At 71.9% G+C, this 17,960-nt stretch carries 14 protein-coding genes; 9 read left to right on the forward strand and 5 right to left on the reverse strand.

Annotated features, from left to right (window positions below):
• Nucleotides 1-638 precede the first annotated feature (638 nt).
• On the reverse strand, nucleotides 639-5,255 hold the full coding sequence (locus tag DZA62_RS08145) for an ATP-dependent helicase (RefSeq protein WP_116948368.1): 4,617 nt from the start codon (nucleotides 5,253-5,255) through the stop codon (nucleotides 639-641).
• A 65-nt stretch (nucleotides 5,256-5,320) separates the two neighbouring features.
• Here DZA62_RS08145 and DZA62_RS08150 point away from each other — a divergent pair, with 65 nt between their 5' ends.
• The 9 genes from DZA62_RS08150 (at nucleotide 5,321) to rny (ending at nucleotide 14,582) form a co-directional block, all read left to right on the forward strand.
• On the forward strand, nucleotides 5,321-5,515 hold the full coding sequence (locus tag DZA62_RS08150) for a DUF3046 domain-containing protein (protein WP_116948369.1): 195 nt from the start codon (nucleotides 5,321-5,323) through the stop codon (nucleotides 5,513-5,515).
• A 10-nt stretch (nucleotides 5,516-5,525) separates the two neighbouring features.
• Nucleotides 5,526-6,119: a hypothetical protein gene (locus DZA62_RS08155; RefSeq protein ID WP_157987544.1), complete on the forward strand. Its 594-nt coding sequence runs from the start codon at nucleotides 5,526-5,528 to the stop codon at nucleotides 6,117-6,119.
• A gap of 90 nt (nucleotides 6,120-6,209) precedes the next feature.
• On the forward strand, nucleotides 6,210-7,124 hold the full coding sequence (locus DZA62_RS08160; protein WP_116948371.1) for an ABC transporter ATP-binding protein: 915 nt from the start codon (nucleotides 6,210-6,212) through the stop codon (nucleotides 7,122-7,124).
• Entirely contained in the window at nucleotides 7,124-7,918 is a 795-nt protein-coding gene (locus tag DZA62_RS08165) for an ABC transporter permease (protein WP_198663536.1), read from the forward strand. Before DZA62_RS08160 ends, DZA62_RS08165 begins: the two co-directional genes overlap by 1 nt.
• Nucleotides 7,915-8,724, forward strand: coding sequence for an ABC transporter permease (locus DZA62_RS08170; protein ID WP_116948373.1), 810 nt, complete (start codon nucleotides 7,915-7,917; stop codon nucleotides 8,722-8,724). The genes DZA62_RS08165 and DZA62_RS08170 overlap by 4 nt, the downstream gene beginning before the upstream one ends.
• Complete coding sequence (locus DZA62_RS08175) at nucleotides 8,721-9,989, forward strand: MFS transporter (protein WP_116948374.1); 1,269 nt, start codon at nucleotides 8,721-8,723, stop codon at nucleotides 9,987-9,989. The genes DZA62_RS08170 and DZA62_RS08175 overlap by 4 nt, the downstream gene beginning before the upstream one ends.
• A 153-nt stretch (nucleotides 9,990-10,142) precedes the next feature.
• Nucleotides 10,143-11,180 (forward strand): recombinase RecA, encoded by a 1,038-nt coding sequence (gene recA, locus DZA62_RS08180; protein WP_116948375.1) that lies wholly within the window; start codon nucleotides 10,143-10,145, stop codon nucleotides 11,178-11,180.
• A 10-nt stretch (nucleotides 11,181-11,190) separates the two neighbouring features.
• On the forward strand, nucleotides 11,191-12,267 hold the full coding sequence (locus DZA62_RS36245; protein WP_198663537.1) for a regulatory protein RecX: 1,077 nt from the start codon (nucleotides 11,191-11,193) through the stop codon (nucleotides 12,265-12,267).
• An 830-nt stretch (nucleotides 12,268-13,097) separates the two neighbouring features.
• Nucleotides 13,098-14,582, forward strand: a complete 1,485-nt coding sequence (gene rny, locus DZA62_RS08190) for a ribonuclease Y (RefSeq protein WP_408618440.1) — start codon at nucleotides 13,098-13,100, stop codon at nucleotides 14,580-14,582.
• A 33-nt stretch (nucleotides 14,583-14,615) separates the two neighbouring features.
• Here rny and DZA62_RS08195 read toward each other — a convergent pair whose 3' ends face one another.
• From DZA62_RS08195 to DZA62_RS08210, 4 genes are all read right to left on the reverse strand, one after another.
• A complete protein-coding gene (locus DZA62_RS08195; protein ID WP_116948377.1) occupies nucleotides 14,616-15,494 on the reverse strand; it encodes an amino acid ABC transporter permease in 879 nt (292 codons plus the stop codon).
• The gene (locus DZA62_RS08200) at nucleotides 15,491-16,141 is read right to left on the reverse strand and encodes an amino acid ABC transporter permease (RefSeq protein WP_116948378.1); all 651 of its coding nucleotides are present in this window, start codon (nucleotides 16,139-16,141) and stop codon (nucleotides 15,491-15,493) included. The genes DZA62_RS08195 and DZA62_RS08200 overlap by 4 nt, the downstream gene beginning before the upstream one ends.
• Nucleotides 16,142-16,223: 82 nt before the next feature.
• Nucleotides 16,224-17,123: a glutamate ABC transporter substrate-binding protein gene (locus DZA62_RS08205; RefSeq protein ID WP_116948379.1), complete on the reverse strand. Its 900-nt coding sequence runs from the start codon at nucleotides 17,121-17,123 to the stop codon at nucleotides 16,224-16,226.
• Nucleotides 17,124-17,152: 29 nt separating this feature from the next.
• Nucleotides 17,153-17,908, reverse strand: coding sequence for an amino acid ABC transporter ATP-binding protein (locus DZA62_RS08210; protein WP_116948380.1), 756 nt, complete (start codon nucleotides 17,906-17,908; stop codon nucleotides 17,153-17,155).
• Nucleotides 17,909-17,960: the final 52 nt, after the last annotated feature.

Genomic DNA, 17,960 nt, shown 5'->3' on the forward strand with positions numbered 1-17,960 from the left:
TCTTCGCCGTCGCTGCCGCGGACCGGCCGTTCGTGCCCTTGCCTGCGGCCATCCGGCGCGCCGATTGTCCCGCCGGTGTCGCCACCGTGCCGGCGTGGCGTGCCTTGGCAGGGCCGGCTATGCCCTTGGCAAGGTCCACAGTCGCTCGACTGTCCGATTCGGACGGGTTTGCGGGGCGGTGAGCCTAGCCAAGGTGACCGCGTCCGTATCAGCCCTGCACCCGGGAGGCGGGGCTATGAGGCGTTCTCCCGCTCTACCAGGCATGCATGCCTGGTAGAGCGGGAGAACGCCTGGTGTGGTGCGCGATCGTTGATGATCATCGTTGTCCCCAAGCACGCTGCAGGTTGTCGGGCGCACCGGCACGGCCGTGCGGTGCGTCGCGACCGACGCCGACGCCAATGCCGAGGCGGATGCCGGGGCCGGGGCTGCCGGCGGTTTCAGGGCGCAGCCGGTGTCGCGGTGGCGGTGGCTGGGGCAGTTCCCGTTGTGCCGGCGAGCCGATGCCGAGGCCACGGCTCCGTGTGCGCCGGAGCCGATGCGTCAGTTGCGCAGCGGGTGTCGCGGTGGCTGGGGCAGTTCCCGTTGTGCCGGCGAGCCGATGCCGAGGCCACGGCTCCGTGTGCGCCGGCGCCGGTGCGTCAGTTGCGCAGCCGGAGGCCGCGCGGGGTGACATGGAAGCCGGCGGCGGTGAGGGCCTCGCCGAGGGGTGTGGTCGTGACCTGCGCACCGTCGGCGCGCTCGACCCGGAGGGCGCCGAGCGCACCCTCGCGCACCGACAGGGCCAGCGCGTCGGCCGCGGAGCGCAGCCGGGTGGGATCGTCGGTCCAGGACAGCAGCGTCCGGCCACCTCGCTCGACGTACAGCGACAGCTCACCGTCGATCAGCACGACCAGTGCGCCGGCCTTGCGGCCCGGCCGATGCCCGGCCGAGCCCGACTCGCCCCGCTCGGGCCAGGGCAGCGCCGCGCCGTACGGGTTGGCCGGATCGGTCGCCGCCAGCACCAGCGCGCTGGCCGGCCGCGACTCGTCGAGCTGCGAGTAGGAGCGCAGCCGGTCGACCGCGCCCGGCGTGCCGAACTGCGCCGCGCCCAGGCCGGCGATGAAGTACCCGCGCCGGGCCCGGCCGGTGTCCTCGAACGCGGACAACACCCGATAGGCCGCCGCGAACCCGCCGGGCAGCCGCTCGGCCTGCACGGCACCGCGGGTCACGACGCCGTGGCGGTCGAGCAGTGCCTCGGCCGCCGCGTGCGCCCGGCGCGTGGTGTCGGTGTCGCGGTCGGGCAGCAACGACCAGCGACCGGCCGCCGCTGGGGGACCGGTGCGCGACGGCATCGCCGGACGGCCGCGGGCGTATCGCGACCGTGGCCGCGCCGGCCGGCTCCGGTGCGCCGGCCGGCCGGTCAGCAGCGACCGCAACGGCGCCAGCGTGTCGTTGGTGACCAGCCCGGCCCACACGAGATCCCACAGCGCCGTCGTGAGCGCCGCGTCCTCGGGCGGCGTCGCGACGTGAGCCGCCACCGCGTCGCTGAGCTGCCGGAAGAAATACGCCCCGCCGCTGGTCAGTGTCGTGAGCACGGCCTGGTGCAGCTCACCGTCGGCCGCACCGAGATCGACGTCGGGCAGGGTCAGGTGTGCGGTGTCGGCCAGGTGCAGCGACACCCAGCCGTCGGACCCGGGCAGCGTCCCGTGCCCGGACCACACCACCTCGCCGGCCGCGGTCAGCTCGTCGAGCCAGGCCGGCGAGTACGCCGCGACCCGCGCCGGCAGCACCAATGACTCCAGCGCGCTGGCCGGCACCGCCGCCCCGCCGAGCTGCTCGACCACCCGCAGCACACCGTCGGCCCCGCGCAGCGAGCTGCCGACCGACTGCCACGCCGGCAGGAACCGGCCCAGCGTCGCGGCGTCGACCGGCTCGGCCTCCTTGCGCAGCGCCGCCAGCGACCGGCGGCGCAGCAGCCGCAGCACCTCGGCGTCGCACCATTCGGTGCCGGTGCTGCCGGGCCGCAGCTCGCCCTCGACGACCCGCCCTTCGGCGGAGAGCCGCCGCAGCGTCTGGACCACGACCGCGACGCCCAGACCGAACCGGGTGGCGAGGTCGGCCGCGTGGAACGGGCCGTGCGTGCGGGCGTACCGGGCCACGATGTCGCCGAGTGGGTCGGGCACCGGCGCCGTGAACGCGTCGTGCACCCCGCCGGGCAGCGCCACGCCGAGCGCGTCGCGCAACCGGGCGGCATCCTCGACGGCGGACCACACCTCCTGACCGGCGATGCGCACCGCGATGACCCGCCGCTGCCTCACCAGTTCGTCGAGGTGGGCCGGGGCGTCGGCCGGCTCCGCGGACCGCGCCGCCACCTCGTCCGTCGTCAGCGGGCCGAGCAACCGGAGCAGGTCGGCGACGGCCTCGACGTTCTGCGCGCGGCGCTCGGGGACCAGCCGCTGCAGTTCGGCCTCGGTGCGCTCGATGACCTCGAGGTCGAGCAGTTCGCGCAGCTCGGTCTGCCCGAGCAGTTCGGCCAGCAGCGCGGAGTCGAGCGTCAGCGCCTGCGCCCGCCGCTCGGCCAGCGGGGAGTCGCCCTCGTACATGAACGCCGCGACGTACCCGAACAGCAGCGATCGGGCGAACGGCGACGGCGTGGGCGTCTCGACCTCGACCACCTTGACCTGCCGGCCGGCGACGCGGCGCATGAGGTCGCGCAGGCCGTCGAGGTCGTAGACATCCTGCAGGCACTCGCGCATGGTCTCGAGCAGCATGGGGAACGATCCGTACTTCGACGCCACCTGCAGCAGCTGGGCCGACCGCTGCCGCTGCTGCCACAGCGGCGACCGGCGGTCGGGGGAGCGACGCGGCAGCAGCAGCGCCCGCGCGGCGCACTCGCGGAACCGCGACGCGAACAGGGCCGACCCGCCGACCTCGCCGGTGACGATGTCGTCGAGCTCGTCGGGGTCGAGCACCACCAGCCGGGCGTCGGGCGCCTCACCGGACAGCCCGCCGTCGTCGCCGACACCGTCGAACCCGATGCCGTCCATGGTGTCGGGGATGCGCAGCACGATGCCGTCGTCGGCATGCGCGGCCTGGACGTCGACGCCGTAGCGCTCGCGCAACCGGGCGCCGATGGCCAGCGCCCACGGCGCGTGCACCCGCGCGCCGTAGGGGGAGTGCACCACCAGCCGCCAGTCGCCGAGCTCGTCGCGGAACCGTTCGACGACCAGCGTGCGGTCGTCGGGCACGTGACCGGTCGCTTCGCGCTGGTCGCGGACGTAGTCGAGCAGGTTGTCGACGGCCCACTCGTCGAGCCCGGCGCTCGCCGCCCGCTCGCGCGCCTTCGGCTCGGCCAGCCGGTTGATCTCGCGGACGAAGCCGCCGACGGCCGCGCCCAGTTCGGCCGGACGGCCCAGCGTGTCGCCGTGCCAGAACGGCAGTTTGCCCGGATGCCCGGGCGCGGGGGAGACCATGACGCGGTCGTGCGTGATGTCTTCGATGCGCCAGCTGGTGGCGCCGAGCGCGAACACGTCGCCGACCCGTGACTCGTACACCATCTCCTCGTCGAGCTCGCCGACCCGCGCGCCGCCGCGCCGAGGGTCGGAGCCGACCAGGAAGACGCCGAACAGCCCGCGGTCGGGGATGGTGCCGCCGCTGGTGACGGCGAGCCGCTGGGCGCCCGGGCGGCCCTTGAGCACCCCGGCGGTGCGGTCCCAGACCAGCCGCGGCCGCAGCTCGGCGAACTCGTCGGACGGGTAACGGCCGGCCAGCATGTCGAGGACGGCGTCGTACGACGACTGCGGCAGCGTGGCGAACGGGTGGGCCCGCCGAGCCAGCGACAGGAGGTCGTCGACCGGCCAGTCGTCCATGGCCACCATGGCGACGATCTGCTGTGCGAGCACGTCGAGCGGGTTGCGCGGGACGGTGAGCTGCTCGATCTGCCCGGACACCATGCGCTCGGCGACGACGGCGGTCTGCACGAGGTCGCCGCGGTACTTCGGGAACAGCACGCCGCTGGACACCGCGCCGACCTGGTGACCGGCCCGGCCGACCCGCTGCAGCCCGCTGGCCACCGACGGCGGCGACTCGACCTGCACGACGAGATCGACCGCGCCCATGTCGATGCCCAGCTCGAGACTGCTGGTGGCGACGACGGCGGGCAGCCGGCCGGACTTGAGGTCGTCCTCGATGAGCGCCCGCTGCTCTTTGCTGACCGAGCCGTGGTGGGCGCGCGCGATGGTGGCCGCGGCACCGTGACTGGACCCGGCCTGCGCCATCAGCGACGCCGGTGGCGGGTGGTTCGTGGCCGGCTTGTCGTCGGGGGGACGGCCGTCGGCCCGCTCGGCCGCGATCTCGTTCAGCCGTGCCGTCAGCCGCTCGGCCAGCCGCCGCGAGTTGGCGAACACGATGGTCGACTCGTGCTGTTCGACGAGGTCGACGACCCGCTGCTCGACGTGTGGCCAGATGGACGCGTTGCCGCCGTCGCCTTCGTCGTCGAACCCGACCGGGGCCGGCACCGGCGGCGCGACCGCGTCGAGTTCGTCGAGGTCGGGCACCGGCACGACGACCTTGAGATCCCACCGCTTCTCGCTGGGCGGCGCGACCACCTCGACCGGGCGGCTGCCGCCGAGGAACCGGGCCACCTCCTCGATGGGGCGCACCGTGGCGGACAGGCCGATACGCTGCGCCGGCCGTTCGAGCAGCGTGTCGAGCCGTTCCAATGACAACGCCAGGTGCGCGCCACGCTTGCCGCCGGCGACCGCGTGCACCTCATCGACGATGACGGTCTCGACGGAGCGCAGCGACTCGCGCGCCTGCGACGTGAGCAGCAGGAACAGCGACTCGGGTGTGGTGATGAGGATGTCGGGCGGGTGTTTGGCGAACCGGCGCCGCTCGTCGGCCGGGGTGTCGCCGGTGCGGACGCCGACGGTGATGCCGGGCGCGGCGAGGCCCAGGCGGCCCGCGGCGTGCCCGATGCCGGCCAGCGGCGAGCGCAGGTTGCGCTCGACGTCGACCGTCAGCGCCTTCAGCGGCGAGACGTAGAGCACGCGGCAGCGGTGGGTGGGATCGTCCGGCTCGGGCTCGGACGCCAGCCGGTCGAGCGCCCACAGGAACGCGGCGAGCGTCTTGCCCGACCCCGTCGGCGCCACCACCAGCGCGTTGTGGCCGGCCGCGACCGACCGCCAGGCGCCCTCCTGCGCCGCCGTGGGCGCGGCGAACGACCCGGCGAACCACGCACGCGTGGCCGGGCCGAACAGCTCGAGGACGTCTGCCATCCACCCATCATCGCTCTCCCCACCGACAAGGTCGGGCGCCGTTCGCGGTGAGGGATACTGGCCGGGTGCGGTTGACGGATTTCTGGGAGCGGATGGAGCACCAACTGGGCTCCACCTACGCCGACTCGTGGGCGCGCGACTACGTCATCGAGGGCCTCGGCGGGCGGACGGTGCACCAGGCGCTGGCGGCCGGCGAAGACACCAAGGTGGTCTGGCGTGCCGTCGCCGACGCCCTGCGCCTGCCACCCGGCGAGCGCTGAGGACGTGACGATGCCGGCCCGGCGGGCGTTCCTCTCGGCGGCCGCGATCCTCGCGCTGACGGTGACGGCCGGTTGCACCATCCGCGTCGGCGGTGACGACGACGGCGGCGCCCAGCTCTTCGGGGACGGCAACACCCTCCAGTGGGACCTGACCCGGCCGCTCGAGGCGGAAGCCCTGGGACTCCCGGCGGACCAGATGGTGATCGTCGACGTGCCCGACGACCCCACCGTGAGCCTCAAGCTCCCCACCGGCACCTGGTCCGGGCGCACCGAGCAGATGACGGTGACCACCCGGCACGGCTACGTGGACCAGGTCAACCTGTTCTGGACCGAGGCCGACGGCCAGGCCGCCGCCGACCGGATGGTGGCGGACGCAGAACTCCTCGGCGTCGATGCCGAGCGGGTCGCCGGGTGGGCTGAGAGCGCGCGCTGGGCCGAGACCGCCGACGTCAACGTGACACGCCACGAGAAGAACTACAACGGCGCGAACGGTGAGGTGTCCACCGCGATCATGCCCCGGATGGCCATCGGCGAGGGCGAGGGAACGCCGGTCCGGCTCTGGTACCTGTTCTACGTCCGAGACGTGGTCCAGACGGCGGGCTGAGCGGGCGCATCCGGGCGAAACTCGGATGCCCGCTGTCGGACCGGCGGGGTAGCGTCCGGATGTGTGACGGATCACGCCGGCGACCAGCCCATGATCAGCGCCCACCGGCTCACGAAGCGGTTCGGCGAGTTCGCCGCGGTCGACGCCATCGACGTCGAGGTGCGGCGGGGTGAGGCGTTCGGCTTCCTCGGGCCGAACGGCGCCGGCAAGTCGTCGACCATGCGCATGATCGGCTGCGTCTCGCCGCCCACCGACGGCAGCCTGCGCATCCTCGGGCGCGACCCCGCGACGGACGGGCCGGCCATCAGGGCGCGGCTGGGCGTGGTGCCGCAGCGCGACACGCTCGACGAGGAGCTGACGGTGCGCGAGAACATCCTCGTGTACGGCCGCTACTTCGGGCTGTCGCGGGCGCACGTGCGCGCCAAGGCCGACGAGCTGCTCGAGTTCGCCCAGCTCACCGAGCGCGCGAACAGCGTCGTCGAACCGTTGTCGGGCGGCATGAAGCGGCGGCTCACCATCGCCCGCTCGCTGGTCAACGACCCCGAGCTGCTGCTGCTCGACGAGCCCACCACCGGGCTCGACCCCCAGGCCCGGCACGTGCTGTGGGACCGGCTGTTCCGGCTGAAACGCTCCGGCGTCACGCTCGTGCTCACCACCCACTACATGGACGAGGCGGAGCAGCTCTGCGACCGCCTGGTCGTCATGGACGGCGGCCGCATCGTCGCCGAGGGGTCGCCGCGCGAGCTCATCGCGCTGCACTCCACTCGCGAGGTGCTCGAACTGCGCTTCGCCGCCGACGACCACGCGCCGTACGCCACCAAGCTCACCGACCTCGCCGAACGCGTCGAGGTGCTGCCCGACCGCCTGCTCCTCTACACCGACGACGGCGACGCCACCGCGGCCGCGGTGCAGGCACGCGGGCTCGAGCCGCTGTCCGTCCTGGCCCGCCGCTCCACGCTCGAGGACGTGTTCCTGCACCTCACCGGCCGGACGCTGGTCGACTGATGGCGACGACGACGCTTGCGCAGCCGCGCGAGGGGCGCATGGCCGGGCGCGCGTTCGCGTACTGGCTGGCCAACTACCGGCGGGTCTGGCGCGGCTCGATCATCAGCGGCTTCCTGGGCCCGCTGTTCTTCCTGCTCGCCATGGGGTTCGGGCTCGGCACGCTGGTCGACGGCGGCGGGCTCGGCGCGCCCGGCTACGTCGAGTTCATCGCGCCGGGCATCCTCGCCGCCCAGGCCATGCAGACCGCCGTCGGCGAGTCGACGTTCCCGGTCATGGGTGCGCTGAAATGGCAGCGGCAGTACCACGCCATGCTGGCCGCGCCGCTGGGCATCGCCGACCTCGTCCTCGGGCACGTCGCGTTCGTCGCCATGCGCATCGCCATCACCAGCGTCGCGTTCGCCCTGGTTGCCGTCGCGCTGGGCGCCATCACGTCCTGGTGGGTCGTCGGCGCGGTGTTCGCCGCCATCCTCACCGGGCTGGCGTTCACCACGCCGGTCTTCGCGTTCGCCGCCCGGCAGGACAACGACAGCGGCTTCAATGTGCTGTTCCGGTTCATCATCATGCCGATGTTCCTGTTCTCCGGCACGTTCTTCCCGGTCGAGCAGCTGCCCGCGGGGCTCGAGGCGGTCGCCATGGCGACACCGCTGTGGCACGGCGTCGAGCTGTGCCGCAGCCTGGTCATGGGCACGGCGACGGTGGCCGGCTCGCTCGGGCACGTCGCCTACCTGCTGCTGTGGGTCGTGGGCGGGCTGTGGCTGGCGCTCGCGAGCTTCCGGAAGCGGCTGGTCACATGAGCGCCGTCAACGCGATCGCCCGTGCGCTGCCCATTCCGGCCGGCGCCGGCCTGGCCCGCACCCTGATCGAGCGCAATGCGCGCGCCTTCCGGCACGGCTGGATCACGCTGGTCAGCGGCATCTTCGAGCCGATCTTCTACCTGTTCTCACTCGGCGTCGGGCTCGGCGCGCTCATCGGCGACGTCGACACCGGCGGCGGGCGCATGGTCGAGTACGCCGCCTACGTCGCTCCGGCCATGATGGCGGCGGCCGCCATGAACGGCGCCGTCTTCGACTCCACGTTCAACCTGTTCTTCAAGCTCAAGTACGCCAAGCTGTACGACTCCGTGCTGGCCACGCCGCTCGGGCCGCGCGATGTCGCCGTCGGCGAGATCGGCTGGGCGCTGCTGCGCGGGCTCTTGTACTCCACGACGTTCCTGATCGTGGCCGCGGCCGCCGGCGTCGTGCACTCCTGGTGGGCGCTGCTGGCGCTGCCGGCGGCCAGCCTCATCGGGCTCGCGTTCGCCGCCGTCGGCATGTCCGTCACCACCTATCTGCGCAGCTGGCAGGACTTCGACTACATCCAGCTGGCGCTGCTGCCGATGTTCCTGTTCTCGGCCACGTTCTACCCGCTGTCGACGTACGACGAGTCGATCCGGTGGATCGTGCAGGCGACGCCGCTCTACCACGGCGTGGCGATGATCAGGGACCTCATGCTCGGTGACGTCGCGTGGGGCATCCTGGCGCACGTGGCGTATCTCGCGGTCATGGGTCTCGTGGGCGTGCTGTTCGCGGCGCGGCGCATCGAACGGCTGCTGCTGCGGTGAGCGAGGCGCAAAGCGCCGGGGCCATCCAGGCGGTCCAGCGGAAGACCGTGCGGACGCTCGTCGCCAGTCAGGTCACGGGTGGGCTCGGCGTGTCCGCGGCCATCGCCGTCGGCGCCGTCGTCGTCACCGATGTGTTCGGCCGCGACGACCTGTCCGGCCTGGTGCAGAGTGCACAGGTGCTCGGCGCGGCGCTGCTGGCGATGCCGGCCGCGTCGCTGGCGATGTCGTACGGCCGGCGCGTCGGGCTCGGCGTGACGTACGCGCTCGGTGCCGTGGGCGCGTTGATCGCGCTGGTCGCGACGCAGCTACAGGTGTTCCCGCTGCTGCTGGTGGGCACGGCGCTGCTGGGCGGTGGGACGGCGGCCGGGCTGCAGGCCCGCTATGCCGCCACCGACCTCGCGCCGGCCGCCGGTCGCGGCCGCGCGCTCTCCGTCGTCGTCTGGTCCACGACGGTGGGCGCGGTGGCCGGGCCGAACCTCGCCGGTCCCGCCGGCGACCTCGCGTCGTCGCTGGGCATCGAACCGCTGGCCGGGCCGTTCCTCGTCGGCGCCGTGGTGCTGGGGCTGGGTGCGCTGGTCATCCTGGGCGGTCTGCGGCCCGACCCGTTGCTGACGGCCCGGCGGCAGGGCGCGTCCGGTGACCGGCCCGCGCGGCGGCGGGGTGTGCTGCGGGCCGGGTGGACGGCCATCTCGGCCAGCCCGCCGGCGGTGCTCGGGTTGGTCTCCGTCGTCGTCGGGCACACCGTCATGGTGACCGTCATGGTCATGACGCCGGTGCACATGACGCACGGCGGCGCCTCGATCTCCGTCATCGGCTTCGTCATCAGCGTCCACGTGGCCGGCATGTTCGCGTTGTCGCCGGTCATGGGCTGGCTGGCCGACCGCGTCGGCCGGGTCCCGGTCATCCTGGGCGGGGTGGTCGTGCTGCTGGCCTCGGTCGCGCTGGCGGGCACGGCGCACGAGGGCCACTCGCCGGGGCTGACGGCCGGGCTGTTCCTGCTCGGGCTGGGCTGGTCGGCGTGCATGGTGGCCGGGTCGACACTGCTGACGGACGCCGTCGACGCTGCCGACCGTCCTGCCGTGCAGGGCTCGTCGGACCTGCTGATGGGACTGGCCGCGGCCGGCGGGGGAGCGCTCGCCGGGGTCGTCGTGGGATCCTTCGGGTACGGCGTGCTGAACGCCGCCGCTGCCGTCCTGCTGGCGGCTCCGGTCGTCGCGATGCTGATTCCGGCGTGTCGTTCGCTCTCGAACACCCGTTCGGCATAGAGTCTCTTCTGTCCACACCGAAGCTCGGTTGGCGCGGTTGTCCACAGGTTCGGAGTTCGTTCTCGATCTTGTCGGTGGCACCGCGTAACGTCTCCGGCGATGACCAAGAAAACGCAGGGCCGTGCGCCGGCCCGTCGACCCCAGGTGGTGCCCATGGCTGTTTCCGCGGACCGCGATAAGGCGCTCGAAGCCGCGCTCGCGCAGATCGAGCGCTCGTTCGGCAAGGGCTCGGTGATGCGGCTGGGCGAGGAGGCCCGGGTCCCCATCGAGGTGATTCCCACCGGAGCCATCTCTCTCGACGTCGCGCTCGGCATCGGCGGCCTGCCGCGCGGCCGGGTGATCGAGATCTATGGCCCTGAGTCCTCCGGTAAGACCACCGTCGCGCTGCACGCGGTGGCCAACGCCCAGCGCGCCGGCGGCGTCGCCGGTTTCATCGACGCCGAGCACGCGCTCGACCCCGACTACGCGAAGGCGCTGGGGGTCGACACCGACTCCCTGCTCGTCTCCCAGCCCGACACCGGTGAGCAGGCGCTCGAGATCGCCGACACCCTCATCCGCTCCGGCGCGCTCGACATCATCGTCGTCGACTCGGTGGCGGCGCTGGTGCCCAAGGCCGAGATCGAGGGCGAGATGGGCGACAGCCACGTCGGTCTGCAGGCCCGGCTGATGAGCCAGGCGCTGCGGAAGATCGCCGGTGCGCTGAGCCAGTCGAAGACCACCGCCATCTTCATCAACCAGCTGCGCGAGAAGATCGGCGTGTTCTTCGGCTCGCCCGAGACCACCACCGGCGGCAAGGCGCTGAAGTTCTACGCCTCCGTCCGCCTCGATGTCCGCCGCATCGAGACGCTCAAGGACGGCACCGACGCGGTCGGCAACCGCACCCGCGTCAAGGTGGTCAAGAACAAGGTGGCCCCGCCGTTCAAGCAGGCCGAGTTCGACATCATCTACGGCGAAGGCATCAGCCGCGAGGGTGGCCTCATCGACCTCGGCGTCGAGCAGAGCATCGTGCGCAAGTCCGGTGCTTGGTACACCTACGAGGGCGACCAGCTGGGGCAGGGCAAGGAGAACGCCCGCAACTTCCTCAAGGACAACCCCGACCTCGCCGACGAGATCGAGAAGAAGATCAAGGAGAAGCTCGGCGTCGGCCCGAAGATCGATGCCGCCGTCGAAGAGGCTCCGGTCGACTTCTGAGCCAGCCGTGGTGAGCAGCAACGCCGGGCGGTCGCGGCGCGGCCGCCCGGACGACCCCGAGCGGGCGGACGACCCTGCCCGCTCGGCCGGCCCGGACGACCGCCTGGCCGGCCTCGGCCAGCAACCGGACGTCGACCGGAGAGCGGATGTCGACCGGCCGGCGGACGTGGACCGGCCGGATGCACGTAGCCTCCCGACCGCTCGTGGCTCCCATCGGGGTGGCGGCGGCGACGACAGCGGTGCTGACTTCACTGATGCCGACATCGCCGGTATCGACGCCGGCGCTGATGGCGTTGACGACGCGCGAGATCGGGTCAGCACCGGCGTCGGCGATGTGCACCGGCGACCCGCGGCCGGCCGCCGTGAACCCGATCTCGGCGGTGTCCGAGCCGCCGACGCTGAGGGCGAGGTGGCCGAGGACCGGCCGGAACCCTTCGGTGGGCCGGCATCCGACGGCGGCCCCGTGCGACGCCGGCCGCGGGGGCGCCGGAGCGAGACCGGCACCGGCACCGGCGTCACCCGTGGCCGTCGCGGTCGCGGCGGTTCCGGCGGTGAGCCGGGGCCTGAGCTCGATCCTGACGCCGATCCGGAGTCGGTGGCGCGGACGGTCGCGCTGAACCGGCTGTCGGCCGCGCCGCAGACCCGAGCGCAGCTCGATGCCGCGATGGCGCGCAAGGGCGTACCCGAAGAGGTCCGCGACGGCGTGCTGGACCGCTTCACCGACGTCGGCCTGGTCGACGACGCGGCCTATGCGCGAGCGTGGGTCGAGTCCCGGCACGCTGGCCGAGGCCTGGCCCGCCGCGCGCTCGGCTACGAGCTGCGCAAACGCGGCGTCGAGCCCGCCGTCGCCGACGATGCCGTCGAGACGGTCGATCCCGAGCAGGAGGAGGCGACCGCAAGGGCGCTCGTCGCCGCGCGGCTGCCGAGCACCCGGCGCCTCGAACCGGTCGCCCGCACTCGCCGGCTCACCGGACTGCTCGCGCGCAAGGGCTACCCGCCCGGCCTCGCCTTCCGGGTCGTCCGCGAAGCCCTCGAGTCCGACGGCGTCGACGGCATGGACCTCCCCGACGACTTCCTCGCCGACTGACTCCGCCCGCCCTGCGGGGTGACGATGAGTGATGCGACCTGACCCCGCTCGGCCCTCAGAGCGACGGCCGCCTGCGGCCTGACCCCGCTTGCGGCAAACGTCGGAACGACCCCCCACATCACCCAGCCGCCGATGACGGGGGATCCCGGAGACCCATGATCGTCGGCGATCACCGGTGCCAGAACACCAGCGAACGCCGGTGATCATCTGGTCGCCCGAGGAGCTGCCCGTTGATCATGATCCCTCGCGGTCGCTGACACGCCGCGACCGCACATGATCAACGGCCAGGACCGAGCCGGCCGCGAAGCGGGGCGAACGGGCGGACGTCGACGGCTGATTCGCATCGTCGCAGCGCACAGGCGCAAAACGCGGCGTGGCACGCGTTCGCGCTGCTTGACCGTGTGTACACCCTTACGTAACCTCAACTCCAAAGGTGGAGAACAACTCCGCGACCGCGGATCGGACATAGTGAACATGGCAATGCTCGACACCACAGCACCGTCGAGGCCGGCGCAGGGCAGGCCGAAAGGGCTGGTCGAGGCGTGCATGCCGCAGCGTTGATGCGGCATGCCGGTGGTCCGAGAGGCTCGCGCCGTCCGCGGTGCGGGCGCGGTCGTGGTGCGGTTCCCGCCAGCAGCCGATCTGCCTGCGCAGATCGCCATATGTGAGGGAGCCCGTCGATGAACACCGGAACGGCAATTCTGCTGGTCGGACTGGTGGTCGTGGCGCTACTGGCTGTAGCGCTCTACGCCTTGTTCAGTCGGCTCCGCGGCGTCGAGGGCACGCGCGCCAACTCCGCTGAGCTGTTCGCACAGATCGAAGCCGATTCCATGCGGCTACGGTCGACGGCCCAGAGTGAGGCCGATGACGTCCGGGCGAAGGCCCGGCGCGACGTCGAGGAACTGCGCGCGACCGCCGCCACCGAAGCCGCCGAGCTGAAGACCCGCGCCACCGCCGAGGCCGAGAAGGCCCGCGAGCGCGCCGACCAGGCCGGCGCCGACCTGCGAGAGCAGCGCGCCGACCTCGACCGCCGCGAGCAGCGGCTGGTCGAACGCGAGGAACGCGTCACGGCCGACACCCAGTCGCTGGAGGAGCGGTTGCGCGAGGTCGAGACGCAGGCCACCGAGATCGCCGGCCGCACCGAGGAATTGACCGCACTGGAGGCCGAGCGCCGCGCCGTCCTCGAACGCACCGCGCAGCTGACCGCCGAGCAGGCCAAGGCCGAACTCGTCGCCGCCGTCGAGGACGAGGCCAAGCGCGCCGCCGTCATGCGGGTGCGCGACATCGAGAAGGAAGCCAACGAGAACGGCCAGGCCCGCGCGCGCGAGATCATCACGCTCGCCATCCAGCGGCTCGCCTCGGAGCAGACGGCCGAGTCCGTCGTGTCGGTGCTGCACCTGCCCGGCGACGAGATGAAGGGCCGCATCATCGGCCGCGAGGGCCGCAACATCCGTGCGTTCGAGCAGGTCACCGGCGTGAACCTGATCATCGACGACACACCCGAGGCGGTGCTGCTGTCCTGCTTCGACCCCGTCCGCCGCGAGGTGGCGAGGCTGACGCTCGAGGAGCTGGTGCTGGACGGGCGCATCCACCCGCACCGCATCGAGGAGCAGTACGAGAAGAGCAAGGCCGAGGTCGAGGCGCTGTGCGTGCGCGCCGGCGAGGACGCGCTGGTCGAGGTCGGCGTCACCGACATGCACCCCGACCTCGTCTCGCTGCTGGGCCGGCTGCGGTACCGGACGTCGTACGGGCAGAACGTGCTCAAGCACCTCATCGAGTCCGCCCACCTGGCCGGCATGATGGCCGGCGAGCTGGGCCTCGACATCAAGCTGACGAAGCGGTGCGCGCTGCTGCACGACATCGGCAAGGCGCTCACCCACGAGGTCGACGGCAGCCACGCGCTCATCGGCGCCGAGATCGCCCGCCGCTACGGCGAGAACGACGACGTCGTGCACGCCATCGAGGCGCACCACAACGAGGTCGAGCTGCGCACCGTCGAGGCCGTCCTCACCCAGGCCGCCGACGCCATCTCGGGTGGCCGCCCGGGCGCCCGCCGCGAGTCGCTGGAGGCGTACGTCAAGCGGCTGGAGCGGCTGGAGGAGATCTCGATGAGCCACGACGGCGTCGAGAAGGTCTTCGCCATGCAGGCCGGCCGCGAGGTGCGGGTCATGGTGCTGCCCGACGTCGTCGACGACATCCAGGCGCAGGTGCTGGCCCGCGACATCGCCAAGCAGGTGGAAGAGGAACTGACCTACCCCGGTCAGATCCGCATCACCGTCGTCCGCGAGTCCCGGTCGACCGAGTTCGCCCGCTGAGGAAGGCCTGAGGCCGGCCGGGAACTGCGGACGTCAGACGGAGATGCCGGTGGCGGTCGTGCCGCCGATGGCCGCGTCGTCGGCCTTGGCCACGCCACCGGCAGCCTTCGCCGTGCCACGCCGCTCCAGGTAGACCGCGAGCCGCGAGAGCGTGAAGTTGACGGCGATGTAGATGGCCGCGCCGACGACGAAGAACTGGAACCAGTAGCGCTGGCCGAAGAACTGCGTGTTCAGCTGCAGCCGCCGTAGCAGCTCCGCGTAGCCGATGATGAACCCGAGCGACGTGTCCTTGAGCAGCACCACCAGCTGGCTGACCAGCGACGGCAGCATGCGGCGAATGGCCTGGGGGAGCAGCACGGTGAACAGCGTCTGCCACCGGCTCAGCCCGATCGCGTAGCTGGCCTCGGACTGGCCCTTCGGCAGCGACACGATGCCGGCCCGCAGGATCTCGGCGAAGATCGCGCTGTTGTAGATGACCAGGCCGAACACGACGCCCCAGAAGATCGGCAGGCCGACCGCGATGACGCCGAAGAACATCAGCAGCACGACCGGCAGGCCGCGGAAGAACTCGATGACCGTCGTGACGGGCCAGCGCACCCAGCGCGTCCCCGCCATCCGCAGCACCGCGAGCAGCACGCCCAGCGCCAGCGCGATGACGGCGGCGATGCCCGCCGCCCGCAGCGTCGCGCCCAGACCGTCGATCAGCAGCGAGCGCCACACGTCGCTCGCGCTCTGGCCGAGCGGCGGTTCGGTGAAGATCTGCCAGCGTTCCGGTTCCCACTGGCCGCGGGAGTCGAGCTGCCGGTAGGCGAGGTACAGCAGGCCGAGCACGAACAGGGCGCCGACGACCGACCACACCATGGTGCGGCGGCGGGTGCGCGGGCCGGGGGCGTCGTACAGGATGGAGCTCATCGGGCGAACGCCACCTTCCGCTCGACGTATCCGGCGAGGATTCCGGCCGGAATGGTGATGATCAGGTAGAAGGCCGCAATGCCGATCAGCACGGGGATGATGTCGGCCGGGTGCGCATTGGTGAGCTGCCGGGCGACGCCGAACAGCTCGGCGACGAAGAAGCCGCCGGCGACGGAGCTGTTCTTCGTCAATGCGATGAAGATGTTGATCAGCGGCGGGACCACCGTGCGGAACGCCTGCGGCAGCACCACCAGCCGCAGCGTCTGCGGGAACGTCAGCCCGATGGCGCGCGACGCCTCGGCCTGGCCCAGTCCGACGCTGTTGATGCCCGACCGCACCGCCTCGCACACGAACGCCGCCGTGTAGACCGACAGCGCCACCACCGCGGGGGCGAAGAAGTCCGACGGCGTCCAGCCCAGCTGCGGCGCCACGAACACGAAGAAGATGAAGACCAGCGTCAGCGGGGTGTTCCGCACGATCTCGACGTACACCGTGCCGAACCAGCGCAGCGTCGGCACCGGCGACACCCGGAAGGCACCGAGGATCGTCCCCACCACCAGCGCGATGACGGCGGACAGCAGGGTGAGCGCGAGCGTGGTGGTGAACCCCTCCCAGTACAGCGGGAGCTCGTCGATCACGGTGTCCATCTGGCAGCCCTTCTCGGACGGTCGGACTCAGAACGGATGGACCGCCGCCCGTCGTGGGCGGCGGTCCATCCGATACGGGCCGTCAGTAGCGGTCGACCTGCGGCGGCTCCGGCGTGTCGAGGACCGCGCCCGCGGTCGCCTCCCACGCCTCGGCCCAGCGGCCGTCCTCGTAGGCGGCCTCGAGCACGTCGTTGATCCAGTTGCGGAACTCGGTGTTGCCGTGCTCGAGCCCGATGCCGTAGGGCTCCTCGGTGAACGGGTCGCCGACGAGCTTGAACTCGCCCGGGTTCTGGTCGACGAAGCCCGACAGGATGACGTTGTCGGTGGTGACGGCGTCGACCTGACCGTTGCGCAGCGGCTCCAGGCAGTCGGAGTAGGCGCCGGTCGGGAACAGCTCGGCCTCGGGGTAGTTGGTGCGGATGTTCTCGGCCGGCGTCGAGCCCTCGACGGAGCAGACGCGGCGGCCGGCGAGGTCGTCGGGGCCGTTGATGTCGCTGTTGTCCTCGAGCACCATGATCGTCTGACCGGCGATGAAGTACGGGCCGGCGAAGTCGACCAGTTCCTTGCGCTCGTCGTTGATCGTGTAGGTGGCCACGACGATGTCGACCTGGCCGTCCTGGATGAACGGCTCGCGGTTGGCGGAGACCGTCTCGACCCAGTTGATGTTGTCTTCGCTGATGCCGAGCTCGGTGGCGATGATCTTGGCGATCTCGACGTCGAAGCCGACGGGCGTGCCGTCGGGGCCGACCAGGCCGAACAGCGGCTGGTCGAACTTGGTGCCGACGGTGATCTCGCCGGCGTCGGCGAGCTCGGCCATGGTGCTGCCATCGGGGAAGTCGCTGGCCTCGGCGGTGGCCTCGTCGCCGCTGCCGCTGTCGTCACCGCCGTCGTCGTCGCCACAGGCGGCCAGCACGAGCGACGCGGTCAGCGCCGTCGCGGCCAGTGCGCTGAAGCGGCGCAGTCTGGGTCGGGTGGTACGCATGGAGTTTCTCCTCTGGTTGCTTCGGCGTCTCAGTGCGTGAGGATCTTGCTGAGGAAGTCGCGGGCCCGGTCGCTCTGGGCGTTCGTGAAGAACTCCTCCGGGGTGGCCTCCTCGACGATGCTGCCGGCGTCCATGAAAACGACGCGGTTGGCGGCCCGCCGCGCGAAGCCCATCTCGTGCGTGACGACGATCATCGTCATGCCGTCGTGGGCGAGGGTGGTCATGACGTCGAGCACCTCGTTGATCATCTCCGGGTCGAGCGCGGAGGTGGGCTCGTCGAACAGCATGACCTTGGGCTTCATGGCCAGCGCCCGGGCGATGGCGACGCGCTGCTGCTGACCGCCGGACAACTGGGCGGGCAGCTTGCCGGCCTGGTCGGCGACGCCGACGCGGTCGAGCAGCTCCATCGCCGTCTTCTCCGCCTCGGACCTCTTCACGCCCTTGGCCTTCGTCGGCCCGAGCGTGACGTTCTGCAGCACGGTCTTGTGCGCGAACAGGTTGAACGCCTGGAACACCATGCCGACGTCGGCGCGCAGCCGGGCCAGCGCCTTGCCCTCGGCGGGCAGCGGCTGGCCGTCGACGGTGATGGTGCCGGAGTCGATGGTCTCCAGACGGTTGATGGTCCGGCAGAGCGTCGACTTGCCCGACCCGGACGGGCCGATGACGACGACCACCTCGCCGCGGGTGACGCTCAGATCGATGTCGCGGAGCACGTGCAGAGCGCCGAAGTGCTTGTTGACGCCGCTCAGCTCGACCAGCGGCCCGCCGGCCGGCTCGCCGCTCATCGTGCGACGTCCAGGCTGCGGTTCCGGCTCATGGACTCACACCACCACCTTC

Origin of the sequence: Jiangella endophytica (genome assembly GCF_003427025.1) — a bacterium.
Taxonomy (GTDB): domain Bacteria; phylum Actinomycetota; class Actinomycetes; order Jiangellales; family Jiangellaceae; genus Jiangella; species Jiangella endophytica.

What these genes read in the sequence shown, in the direction of transcription:
- DZA62_RS08200 (WP_116948378.1), bottom strand. Translation starts at nt 16,141, where the DNA reads ATGGACACCGTGATCGACGAGCTCCCGCTGTACTGGGAGGGGTTCACC.
- recA (WP_116948375.1), top strand. Translation starts at nt 10,143, where the DNA reads ATGGCTGTTTCCGCGGACCGCGATAAGGCGCTCGAAGCCGCGCTCGCG.
- DZA62_RS08145 (WP_116948368.1), bottom strand. Translation starts at nt 5,255, where the DNA reads ATGGCAGACGTCCTCGAGCTGTTCGGCCCGGCCACGCGTGCGTGGTTC.
- DZA62_RS08165 (WP_198663536.1), top strand. Translation starts at nt 7,124, where the DNA reads ATGGCGACGACGACGCTTGCGCAGCCGCGCGAGGGGCGCATGGCCGGG.
- DZA62_RS08210 (WP_116948380.1), bottom strand. Translation starts at nt 17,908, where the DNA reads ATGAGCGGCGAGCCGGCCGGCGGGCCGCTGGTCGAGCTGAGCGGCGTC.
- DZA62_RS08170 (WP_116948373.1), top strand. Translation starts at nt 7,915, where the DNA reads ATGAGCGCCGTCAACGCGATCGCCCGTGCGCTGCCCATTCCGGCCGGC.
- rny (WP_408618440.1), top strand. Translation starts at nt 13,098, where the DNA reads ATGCGGCTACGGTCGACGGCCCAGAGTGAGGCCGATGACGTCCGGGCG.
- DZA62_RS08155 (WP_157987544.1), top strand. Translation starts at nt 5,526, where the DNA reads ATGCCGGCCCGGCGGGCGTTCCTCTCGGCGGCCGCGATCCTCGCGCTG.
- DZA62_RS08160 (WP_116948371.1), top strand. Translation starts at nt 6,210, where the DNA reads ATGATCAGCGCCCACCGGCTCACGAAGCGGTTCGGCGAGTTCGCCGCG.
- DZA62_RS08195 (WP_116948377.1), bottom strand. Translation starts at nt 15,494, where the DNA reads ATGAGCTCCATCCTGTACGACGCCCCCGGCCCGCGCACCCGCCGCCGC.
- DZA62_RS08205 (WP_116948379.1), bottom strand. Translation starts at nt 17,123, where the DNA reads ATGCGTACCACCCGACCCAGACTGCGCCGCTTCAGCGCACTGGCCGCG.